General features: G+C 69.8%; 8 protein-coding genes. 3 read left to right on the top strand and 5 right to left on the bottom strand.

Translation table 11 applies throughout. From position 1 onward, the window contains the following. A partial coding sequence (locus A5700_RS25080; protein WP_156671078.1) for a hypothetical protein occupies positions 1 to 152 on the top strand: 152 nt, incomplete at its 5' end. Positions 153 to 164: 12 nt separating this feature from the next. On the opposite strand, the gene A5700_RS04505 is transcribed toward A5700_RS25080, so the two are convergent. Further along, on the bottom strand, positions 165 to 1082 hold the full coding sequence (locus A5700_RS04505) for a class I SAM-dependent methyltransferase (RefSeq protein WP_068065478.1): 918 nt from the start codon (positions 1080 to 1082) through the stop codon (positions 165 to 167). Between the two features lie 94 nt (positions 1083 to 1176). Here A5700_RS04505 and A5700_RS04500 point away from each other — a divergent pair, with 94 nt between their 5' ends. After that, positions 1177 to 1974 (top strand): enoyl-CoA hydratase/isomerase family protein, encoded by a 798-nt coding sequence (locus A5700_RS04500; protein WP_197502718.1) that lies wholly within the window; start codon positions 1177 to 1179, stop codon positions 1972 to 1974. 100 nt (positions 1975 to 2074) lie between these two features. Here A5700_RS04500 and A5700_RS04495 read toward each other — a convergent pair whose 3' ends face one another. From A5700_RS04495 to A5700_RS04480, 4 genes are all read right to left on the bottom strand, one after another. Next, entirely contained in the window at positions 2075 to 2941 is an 867-nt protein-coding gene (locus tag A5700_RS04495) for an LLM class flavin-dependent oxidoreductase (protein WP_068065640.1), read from the bottom strand. 88 nt (positions 2942 to 3029) lie between these two features. Beyond that, positions 3030 to 3791, bottom strand: coding sequence for an STAS domain-containing protein (locus A5700_RS04490; RefSeq protein WP_068065472.1), 762 nt, complete (start codon positions 3789 to 3791; stop codon positions 3030 to 3032). A 448-nt stretch (positions 3792 to 4239) separates the two neighbouring features. Further along, complete coding sequence (locus A5700_RS04485) at positions 4240 to 5175, bottom strand: DUF4873 domain-containing protein (protein WP_231973691.1); 936 nt, start codon at positions 5173 to 5175, stop codon at positions 4240 to 4242. Between the two features lie 287 nt (positions 5176 to 5462). Continuing rightward, complete coding sequence (locus A5700_RS04480) at positions 5463 to 6368, bottom strand: diiron oxygenase (RefSeq protein ID WP_068065469.1); 906 nt, start codon at positions 6366 to 6368, stop codon at positions 5463 to 5465. Between the two features lie 117 nt (positions 6369 to 6485). Here A5700_RS04480 and cobF point away from each other — a divergent pair, with 117 nt between their 5' ends. Next, positions 6486 to 7229 (top strand): precorrin-6A synthase (deacetylating), encoded by a 744-nt coding sequence (gene cobF / locus A5700_RS04475; protein ID WP_068065466.1) that lies wholly within the window; start codon positions 6486 to 6488, stop codon positions 7227 to 7229. Positions 7230 to 7261: the final 32 nt, after the last annotated feature.

The following is a 7261-nucleotide window of genomic DNA, read 5'->3' as shown; positions in this document are numbered from 1 at the left end:
CCCGCGCCGAAGCCCGCGGCGTCACGTACGTCGAGCCGGTGCTGGTGGGGGAGGTGCGCTACAGCGAGTGGACACCGGAAAACCGGTTGCGGCAATCGAGTTGGCGGGGCTTGCGGCCCGATAAGGAACCCGGCGACGTCATCCGGGAATGACCGGGCTGCGCCCTAGACGCGCAGCGCGCGCACGAAGCGGATCGTGGTGGACGGCACCTGCTGCGCGGCGTCGCCGAGCCCGGGCAACCCCGCCGCGGTGAATAGATCGTCCAGCCGAAACACCGTGTCCTCCCAACCGTTGTCGCGCAGGTGCGCGGCCACATCGGTGTGCTCGCCGGGATACACCAGGTTGCGCAGATCCAGGTCGAGGCCGTGCCGCCGCCAGCCGTCGGCCATCAGCTGAGCTTGCTGCTGCGCCGTTTCCGACGTGCCGGTGACGGTTCCGTAGTCGGCCGCGAATCGACTGCCCTCCGCGGACAGCGGGATGATGGAGTCCAGGATGCGCACCTCCGCCTCCGGTGGCAGCCAGCCGATGAGTACGCCCTCGGCCAGCCACGCCGTCGGCTGCGCCGGGTCGAAACCTGCCTCCTGCAAGGCGGCCGGCCAGTCGTCGCGCAGGTCGATCCCCACGGTGCGCAGCTCGGCGGTCGGGGCCGCGCCCAGCTCGGCCAGCGTCGCCGTCTTGAACGCGATGACCTCCGGCTGGTCGATCTCGTACACCGTGGTCCCCGCCGGCCACCGCAGCCGGTAGGGGCGCGCGTCCAGGCCGGACGCCACGATCACGACTTGCTGCAGGCCGGCCTTGCCGGCCGCCGCGAAGTAATCGTCGAAGAAGCGGCCGCGGGCCGCGAACGTGTCGACCATCCGGGCGAATCCGACACCGTTCTCGAGGTCGTCGGTGTCCAGCTCGCCGCTGGCCAGCCTGGTGAACACGTCCAGGCCGACGGCGCGCACCAGCGGCTCGGCGAAGTCGTCGGTGATGACCGGCTGCGGGCGCCGGGTCGCGGCGGCCCGCGCTGCCGCGACCATGGTGGCGGTGGCGCCGACGCTGTTGGCCAGGTCCCAGGTGTCACCTTCGGTTCGTGCCATGCTGTCTCCCTCTTGTCGTGTCCGTCCCCGTCTGCAACACGGTAGGCCTCGAGGCTGAGTACCCACGTCGCCTAACGTCACTGCTATGCCCGCAGTGGAATTGACGACGCTCGACGACGGCATCGCCCTGATCACCCTCAACCGGCCCGACCGGCTCAACGCCATCGACGGCGCGCTGATCGACGGCGTCGACGCCGCCCTGGACGAGGTCGCGGCGCGTGACGTCAGGGTCGCGATCCTGACCGGCGCCGGGCGTGGGTTCTGCGCCGGAGCGGACCTGAGCGGTACCGGCGAGCCCTGGACCCGACCGAAGCCGACGACGCCGGCGTTCAAGGTCAACTACGACGCGCAGGTCCGCCTGGCGACGCTGTTCACCCGCATCTACGAGCTCGACGTCCCGGTGGTCGCCGCGGTCAACGGGGTTGCGGTCGGCGGCGGGCTGGCCTTCGCGTTGGTCAGCGACGTCCGGATCGCCGCCGAGCAGGCCCGGTTCGGGTCGGCGTTCATCAAGGCAGGCTTCTCGTCGATGGACATGGGGACCAGTTACCTGCTGCCCAAGATCGTCGGGGCCGGGGTGGCGCGCGAGCTCATGCTGACCGGCCGCATCATCGACGCGGCCGAGGCGTATCGCATCAAACTGGTGCACCAGGTGGTGGCCCCCGGCGACCTGTTGCCGGCCGCGCTGGACTTGGCCCGTTCCATCGCCGCGAACAACGCCTACGGCGTGTGGCAGACCAAGATCGGCCTCAACGCGGCGCTGGACGCGCCGAGCCTGCGGCACGCCATCGAACTGGAGAACCGCACGCAGATCCTCAGCGGGTTCACCAACAATCCCGTCGAGGCCGCTAAGGCCCACCGGGAGAAGCGCGCCGCGAACTGGGACCCGCTGTAAAGCTGGCTTCCTGGCACCCGGTTGCGCCGCGCTTGCGACCGCCGCTGGGTCTGACGGCGGCGGCCCGCTGCGCCCGGCTGCGCCGCGCTTGCGACCGCCGCTAAAGCTTGGCGATCACGTTCTCCGCGAACATCTCCAGGTTCTTGATCTTGGTGTCCAGCGGCTCGGTGTCGGTGCCCTTGATGTAGGGGATCCGGAATCCGACGATGACGTCGGTGACGCCCTTGTCCTCGAGCCGCTTGATGCCGTCGACCGTGTAGGCGTCCACCGAGATGACGTGAATTTCGAACGGACCCGTCTTGCCCGCCTCCTCGCGGAAACGCTTGAGCTTGGCGATCAGCCCGTCGAGTTCCTCCGGGTCGCCACCGCCGTGCATCCACCCGTCCAGCCGCGCCGCCCGGCGCAACGCCGCGTCCGCGTGGCCGCCGATCAAGATGGGGACGGGTTTCGTGGGCGCGGGCGTCATCTTGGTCTTCGGGATGTCGTAGAACTCGCCGTGGAATTCGAAGTACTCGCCGGTGGTGAGGCCCTGGATGATCTCGATGCATTCGTCCATTCGCTTGCCGCGCCTGGCGAACGGGACACCCAGCAACTCGTAATCCTCGGGCCACGGGCTGGTGCCGACGCCGAAACCGATCCGGTTGTCGGTCATCGCGGCCAGCGATCCAATCTGCTTGGCCACCAAGGCCGGTGGCCGGATGGGCAGCTTGAGGACGAAGAAGTTGAATCGCAACTTTGAGGTCACCGCGCCCAAAGCTGATGTGAGAACGAAGGTTTCGACGAAGGGCTTGCCGTCGAGGAACTCTCGGTTGCCGTCCGGTGTGTAGGGGTACTTCGAGTCGGACTCGAAGGGATAGGCGATGCTGTCGGCGATCGTCATCGCGTCGTAGCCGGCGGCCTCGGCCGCCTTGGCCAGAGGGATGTAATACCTGTAGTCGGTCATCGCCTCTGCATAGGTAAACTGCACGTCCTCCGCCTTCCTGCCCGGGGTGCTCACACGAGATTAGAACGTGTTCTAGTTCTACCCGTGGCCCGGGCCCAGCACAATAAGGCGCCTAGAGCTGGTTCTCGGGTCCGATGACCGACCACACCGTCTTGCCCGTGGCGGTGGGCGTGCTGCCCCACGCGCGCGACAGCGCGTCGACGATCGCCAGGCCGGACACGTCGATGCCGGTCGCCGGCGCGGGGAGTTGGGCGGCGGGCGCGGTGTTGGCGTCGGAGACTGCGACGGCCGCGGTGTCGCCGTGCGCCTCGATCCGGATCACCGGCACGCTGGCCGTGTGTTCCAGGACGTTCTCGACGAACACGTTGACCACGACCAGCGCGACCGGAATGAGCGTGGGCTGCGACCACGCGGTGAGCCATTCGCGAACCAGTCGCCGGGACTCGCGCAGGCTGGTCAGGTCCGCCGGCAACCGGACGTCGGCGCGCCGCACGGCGCGCCGGCTGCGCTGGGCCTGCGCCTTGATCGCCGCCTTGTCGCTGGAGTGCACCGGCAGGAAGTGCGCAACCCCGCTGCGGGTGATCGTGTCGCGGGTCGCTCGGCTATTGCACGCCAACAGGATTGGCACATGGGGCTTGGCGGGGAGCTGCCAGTGCGCGCCGATGAAGGCCCGCGACGCCGCGTCGGCGTGAACCTTGAGACCGGAGATGTCGACGACGACCGCGGCCGGCTCGTCGGCCGTGGCCGCGACGATGCCGTCACGAAGCGCGGCGGAGTTGGACGCGTCCAGCACCCCATCCACCGACAACACCGCCACCGAATCGTCGGTGCGCGTCGCCACGGCCAGTGAGCTGGATTCGGCTACCGGGCTCACCGGTGCGACGCCTTTCCCTTCGGCGCGAAACCGTCGGCGGACGGCGGAAGCGGAGCAGACGTTGCACCCCGGCTGCGCAGCCGGGTCCTGTCGTCCGGTTCCATACGCTGCTCCTCGAATGTTTGCCGAGCCAACTGCTTGAGTATCCGCCATCGCCGCTGATTGTCCACCGCAGCGGCGGGCGGCTCGCGGCCACCGGCGACCGGGCCGCACAGTGAGGAGGGCGCGCACCGGTCGCGGCGCGGAGCCGCTGGTGCATGCCGGCTGGGTCGGCCGGGGTGCCTGGCGGCACCGCCCCGGACCTGACCTGATGACCCCCTGCGCAGCACGCGCACGCACGGTGGTTACCACGTCGGGGGCGGGGTCAAACGTAGCCGCGACGGCCGGAGAAGCGGCTTGACCAGCGGATACGTCGGTCAGTGGGCGGGGCGTCGGCGCCGGTCCGCGTTCACGATCCGGCCACCGCGTACGGCGGCGCGCCCACCCCGGCCACCGAGTGGGTGCCCCACGGGGTTTGCTCGACGATGCGGGCCGGGGCGCTGCGCTCACCCACCGTCAGCGTGGCCGTGCGGGCCTGCCGCAGCGCCGCGGGCGACAACGGCCGCTCCGGCGAAGCGAACACCGTGCCCTGCCAGTGGTAGCGGCCGTCGATCGGGTCCAGATGGCCGGTCAACCGCACCCGCACCGGATGCTCGGCGTCGGCGACCCGCAGTGTGGCCGGGCCCTCGAAGGTGTCGTCGCTCTCGGGCGCGTTGCCCGAGAGGTCGAACGCCGACGCCGGCGGCGGGGGCGGGGCCGGCTTGAGCTGGGCGCGCTCGTTGAACACCTGCTGGCTGCTGCCTCGCACCTCGATGCGCCCGCTGCGGGTGCGCCGCATCACGCGCAGGCAGGCCGCGATATAGCGTGCCTGGGCGGCGAGGTCCGGCCCGGTGAGGAAGAAACAGTTGGGGAAGCCGCGCACGGCCACACCGCAGAGGGGTTCAAGGCCCGCGGGCCAGGCCTGCCGCAGGGTGACGCCCCCCGAGCCGACCAGAGCGTCGTCGGGCACCCGCTCGGCAACCGCGAATCCGGTGCCGTAGACGAGGGTGTCGAAGGGCCGCTCTCGCCCGTCGGTGGTGCGGATGCCCGTCACCGTCACCGCGTCGATGGCCGACGACGGCACCACGGGAGCGCGACGAGCGGTGCCGGGTCGGGCGCGGCCGCGCACCCAGGCTCGGGCCCGGTCCGACCACAGCGGAATCTCGGCGACCACCCGGCGCGGGGAATGGGCGAACACCGTGACCGAGGCGCCGGCACCGATGAGGCGGCCGATCAGGTGGGCGGCCGCGGAGTCGCCGCCGATCACCGCGACGCGCTTGTCGGAGAAGTCGACGCTCACCGGAATCTCCGCCGCGTGCCAGGAATCACCGAGAAACGTTGCGCAACCGGCAATTTCGGGCGTCCACGGCGACTCGATTGACCGGGGTGCGACGATCAGCACGGCTCTGCGGTGCGTCTGGCCCCCCGCGGCCGTCCACGCCCAGGTGGCGGTGTCGTCGTCGAACGCCGCACGCGTGACCGCGTCACCCGCCACGCCGGACACCCCGGCCGCCACCAAGGCCGCCCGGGCACGCTCGGTGTCCGTGCCGAAGATCGCGGCGCGGCCGGGAGCCGGCGCGGGGTCGCGCCGTGTCACAGGAACCTGCTGCGCCGCCAGGCGCGGCGCGCGATCGGCCCCAGCAGCCCCACCTCGGTCAGGAACGCCGCCAGCGGCGCGAAGCCGATTTGTTGGACCTCGCGGCGGTGCGCGCTGGTGCGTGCGACCTTGCGGGCGCGCCGGGGGTCCAGGCCCGTGCGCGCGTACGGAACGGGATTGCTGAACAGATAGTTGAAGAAATATCCGCCCAGCCCGTTGATGTTGGCCATGAACCAGCGGTTGCGCCGCGGCATCTCGGCGACGCGCTTGCGTGCGCCATCGCGCGCGAACTGGATGTGCCGCGCCTCCTCGGTAACGTGAATCCGCATGAGCCGCTGGATGATCGGTTGCAACTCCGGGTCATCCATCATCTGCCGCTGCAGCGAGTCGAAGATCTCTTCGCCGATCAGGGCGGCCACCCACAGCATGGAGCCGCGCTGGAACGCCAGCGGCAGCGCGTTGATGATCATCCGGTGCAGGCGTCGCGGGCGTACCGGTTTGGCACCGATGCGTTCGATGGCCTTGCCGAACATGACCATGTGCCGGGTCTCGTCGCCCAGTTCGGTCAGCTTGTAGTGGGTCGACCTGCTGGTCGGGTCCTCGTGCAGGATCGTGCGCAGCAACGCCTGGTTGAGCATGTTCTCGAACCAGATCCCCGCCGAGAGCGTGTTGACGAGCTCCTGGCGCGACAGCTCGATCTGCTGCGCGCGGCTCATCTCGTCCCACATCGGCGTGCCGTACAGGGAGACCAGCCGCGGGGGCAGGTAGAACTTGTCCGGGTCCAGCGGGGCGTCCCAGTCGATGTCGACGACCGGTTCGTAGGACTTCTTGACCGAGCCCTTCAGCAGTCGGTCGGAGAACTCTTCCCGACTCGGCCCACCTGGCCGCATCGCAGTGGTCATGGCGCCGGCGTCCCTCCATTGGGTGCTACAGACGGTACCCATGGTATCGGGTACTTCAGGTCCCGCATAGGTCCTTTCGGTAGCGATTCGGCAATCTGTCGGTGAAGGGAGGCAGCGGTGGGCCGGCATATTCACGTCATCGGCATCGGCGCCGGGGATCCCGAGCACGTGACGGTGCAGGCGATCGAGGCGCTCAACAACACGCAGGTGTTCTTCGCCATGGACAAGGGGCAGGATAAGAGCGACCTCACGGCGTTGCGCCGGCAGATCTGCGCCCGGTTCATCCGCGAGCCTCGGTACCGCTTCGTCGAATTGCCCGACCCCGAACGCGCCACGGACACGGATTACCGTGCGGCCGTGGGGGATTGGCACGCCGCGCGAGCGCGCCTGTGGGCGCGTGCCATCGCCACCGAGCTGGGTCCCGACGGCGTGGGCGGCTTTCTGGCGTGGGGTGATCCGTCGCTGTACGACAGCACGCTGCGCATCCTCGAGGCGGTCGCCGCGCAGGTCGACTTCACCTTCGACGTGATCCCCGGCATCACGGCGGTCCAGGCGCTGACGGCGCGGCACCGCATCCCGCTCAACGACGTCGGTGAGCCCGTCCTGATCACCACCGGTCGGCAACTGCGCAAGGACGGGTTGTCCGGCTCTGCCGTGGTGATGCTCGACGCCGAGTGTTCGTTTCAGGCGTGCCCCTCGGACACCCGCATCTGGTGGGGCGCCTACCTGGGCACCCCGGAGGAGCTGCTGATGGCGGGCACGGTCGGCGACGTGGGGCCGCGCATCGTCGCGCTCCGAGCGCAGGCGCGGGCGCGGCGCGGCTGGATCATGGACACCTATTTGCTCAGACCGGCAGACTGAAGAGCGTGCCCGAACTGCCCGAGGTCGAAGCC

It is taken from the genome of Mycobacterium sp. E1214, from assembly GCF_001666755.1.
In the GTDB taxonomy this organism is placed as follows: domain Bacteria; phylum Actinomycetota; class Actinomycetes; order Mycobacteriales; family Mycobacteriaceae; genus Mycobacterium.
The sequence above is the reverse complement of the archived record's forward strand: the minus strand, read 5'-3'. Positions and strand labels throughout refer to the sequence as shown.